This is a genomic window from Paraburkholderia sp. RL17-347-BIC-D (genome assembly GCF_046027915.1).
In the GTDB taxonomy this organism is placed as follows: Bacteria; Pseudomonadota; Gammaproteobacteria; order Burkholderiales; family Burkholderiaceae; genus Paraburkholderia.
This window is the reverse complement of record NZ_JARESS010000143.1, coordinates 1-3,281: the sequence shown is the minus strand read 5'-3', so window position 1 is coordinate 3,281 and position 3,281 is coordinate 1. Positions and strand designations below refer to the sequence as shown.

Below are 3,281 nucleotides of genomic sequence, written 5' to 3'. Positions count from 1 at the left end.
CTCGACGCATTCGTGGACGCGCTAGCGACTCGCATTTCCAGGTTTGACAAGTGGGCCATCGCCAACACCAAGCGCCTTGTCAACACCAGCCTGCCGCCAGACGTCGAACTCGGCGCAGGGTGGGACGCGTGCATGGCGTCGCTGGGTCGCCCCGCCGCGCAGAAGAACATCAAGGCACTGCTGGCGCGTGGATTCCACAAGCCGGGAGATGTCGAAAATCGGCTCGGTTACTACATTGGCCAGCTTGCAGGCCAAGCCGGCACGCTATAAGGTCTCTCGCCACGCTTGTAGAGCCGACGGTCGGCCAGGTGGCGGCGCCACCGCCCTCGCTGGAGGAGAAGTAGCGATGAGCGACGAAGCGATATCGGGCGGTAGTGTGCGCCGCCTTGGACCGGCATAAGATACATGCCGCGTCGAACGCCATCCTGAGGCTGTTATCGATGCGAGCAGGCAGTGCATTCTTCACGATCTGCTTCGTACGAAGCCGCTGCGGGAATATAACCTTGCCGGCCTCACGCATAGGGGCGACCCAGTCAGCCATGACTTCGTTGATGCTGGAAATCGCCTGGAGTGTGCGCCGAACGCTGCGTTTTGAGCATGGCAACTATGAGCGATGGCCGATGCCGTGACGAAGCCGGCGTCCACGGCTTCCGTGCAGTGATCCATGAGTGTAGGGTGTTGCGAGGTAAATCTCAGATGGACAACGAGTCAGTGTCGCCAGGCAGCGCGCTCGTTTGCGAGCCACTGGACGACGCGCAGCGCGCGCAGGAGGGCGAGCTGACCGACGATCCGAGTGTGCGCGACCATCCGCGTTTCCAGCAGATGTTTCCGGTCCTGACCCAGGTCGAGGTCGACAGGCTGCGGCGTTTTGGCAACCGTTGTCACCACGCAGTGGGTGAATTGCTCTATCGCGCCGGAAGCATCAGCCCGGGTGTGTTCGTCCTGCTTTCAGGTAAGGTTCGGATCGTCGGACGCGACGGCCTGGGCCGCGAGCGCGTGGTGCGGACTCATACGGGGTATGGCGAGTTCACCTCCGATGTCGCACAGCTCTCGCGCAAGCCCGCCTTGCTCGACGCGCACGTCATCGAGGATGTCGAAGCGCTTTTGCTGCGGCCCGACGGACTCACCGCGATGATGATGAGCGAAGCCGAGCTCGGCGAAAAAATCATGCGTGCGTTGATCTTGAGGCGTGCCTTGATCATCGAGCGCGGGCAGGGCGTCGTTTTCGTCGGACCGCCCGGTAACGCGCGGCTCGTCGCCTTGCAGGATTTCCTTCTCCGCAATGGCTGTCCGCAGACGACGATCGATGCCGACAGCGATGCCGAAGCCATCGCGCTACTCAAGCGGCTGACGACGCAGCCCGACGATTTCCCGCTCGTCCTGTGCCCCAACGGCACGATGCTAAGAAACCCCGACGAGGGCCAACTGGCGTCGTGCCTCGCACTCATTCCCGAGTTCGATCCAACTCACGTCTACGATGTCGCGATCGTCGGCGCCGGACCGGCGGGGCTGGCGACGGCTGTCTATGCCGCATCCGAAGGACTATCGGTGGCGACTTTCGACGGCCGGGCGCCTGGCGGTCAGGCTGGTACGAGTTCGCGCATTGAGAATTACCTGGGGTTTCCCACCGGGATCTCCGGACATGCGCTGGCGAGCCGCGCGTTCGCCCAGGCGCAAAAGTTCGGCGCGCATCTCGGTATTCCATGTGAGGTCAAGAGGCTGTACTGCGACCGGCACCCGCTCGTCCTGGAGCTTGCCGACGCGCGGCGCATCACCACCCGTACCGTCGTTATCGCGAGCGGCGCGGAGTACCGGCGTTTCGGTGTCGAAGGGCTCGCGCGCTTCGAATCCCGCGGCGTCTATTTCTGGGCCTCGCCGATCGAGGCGAGGCTTTGCCGCAAAGAACCGGTGCTGCTCGTGGGCGGCGGCAACTCCGCGGGACAGGCGGTCGTGTTTCTCGCGTCGCACGCGGAGCACGTCCATATGTTCATCCGCGGATCGAGCCTCGAAAAGAGCATGTCGCGCTATCTGATCGAGCGCGTTGCCGCGCTGGAGAACGTGACGGTTCATAGGCGCACCGAACTGACAGCGCTTGAAGGGGGCGAACGCCTTGAGCGCGTGCATTTCCGCGGTGCGGGCGGCATCGAGGGGACAATGACAGCACATCATCTGTTCGTGTTCGTGGGCGCCGAACCGAATTCAAGCTGGTTGGAGACATGCGGCGTGTCGTTGGACGACAAAGGGTTCGTCTTAACTGGCACTGACCTTCCCGAAGCGGGCCTTGCGGCGTCACCATTACGGACTAGCGTCGACGGCGTGTTCGCGATCGGTGACGTTCGCTCGGGCTCGATTAAGCGTGTCGCGGCCGCCGTCGGTGAAGGCGCGGCTGTGGTGTATCAGATTCATAGTTACCTTGCCGCGTCGCATGGCTAAAGCCGCGCAGACCAGGCGCCAGCCGATGTTCGAGGATGCATCGCAATGGAGGTGGTCATGAAAGCATTGGTATTCCATGGTCCGGGCCAGAAGGCGCTCGAAGACAGGCCGGAACCGACAATCGCGAAGCCGACGGATGCGATTGTGCGCATCACGAAGACGACGATCTGTGGCACAGACCTGCACATTCTGAAAGGCGACGTCCCGAAAGTGCGGCCCGGCACGACGCTCGGTCATGAGGGCGTCGGCGTCATCGAAGCCGTCGGCAACGCCGTGTCCAACTTCATGATCGGCGACCTGGTGCTGATCTCATGCATCAGTTCTTGCGGAAAATGTGAATTCTGCCGACGGCAGATGTATTCCCATTGCACGACAGGTGGGTGGCTTCTTGGGCATCTCATCGACGGTACGCAGGCCGAGAAGGTCCTCATCCCACATGCCGACTCGAGCCTTTATCACATGCCGGCCGGCGCCGATGAGGAGGCTCTCGTGATGCTCAGCGACATCCTGCCGACGGGCTTTGAATGCGGGATCCTCAACGGCAAGCTCAAGCCGGGTCAGAGCGTTGCCATCGTGGGGGCGGGGCCAGTCGGTCTTGCCGCACTAATGACAGCTCAGTTCTACGCGCCCGCCCAGATCATCGTCATCGATCTCGACGATAACCGGCTGGAGGTCGCGAAGCAGTTCGGTGCGACAGACCTCGTCAACAGCGCTGCAGGAAATTCCGTCGAACAGGTCATGGCGCTGACGATCAACCGCGGTGTGGATGTGTCCATCGAGGCAGTCGGTCTTCCGGCGACATTTGCCATCTGCGAGTCCATCGTCGGCGCGGGCGGAACGATCGCGAA

At 62.4% G+C, this 3,281-nt stretch carries 2 protein-coding genes and 1 pseudogene; all 3 read left to right on the top strand.

Features of this window, described 5'->3' with window-relative positions; translation table 11 throughout:
- Positions 1–270 (top strand): annotated as a pseudogene (locus P0D96_RS47655) (enoyl-CoA hydratase/isomerase family protein); the annotation flags it as partial.
- Positions 271–696: 426 nt separating this feature from the next.
- Entirely contained in the window at positions 697–2,433 is a 1,737-nt protein-coding gene (locus P0D96_RS47650; RefSeq protein ID WP_408290569.1) for an FAD-dependent oxidoreductase, read from the top strand.
- Positions 2,434–2,490: 57 nt separating this feature from the next.
- The coding region (locus tag P0D96_RS47645) for an alcohol dehydrogenase catalytic domain-containing protein (RefSeq protein WP_408321247.1) at positions 2,491–3,281 on the top strand (791 nt) is incomplete at its 3' end.

Bases quoted from the DNA above. Each gene is read 5' to 3' on its own strand.
- P0D96_RS47650 (WP_408290569.1), top strand. From the start codon at position 697: ATGGACAACGAGTCAGTGTCGCCAGGCAGCGCGCTCGTTTGCGAGCCA.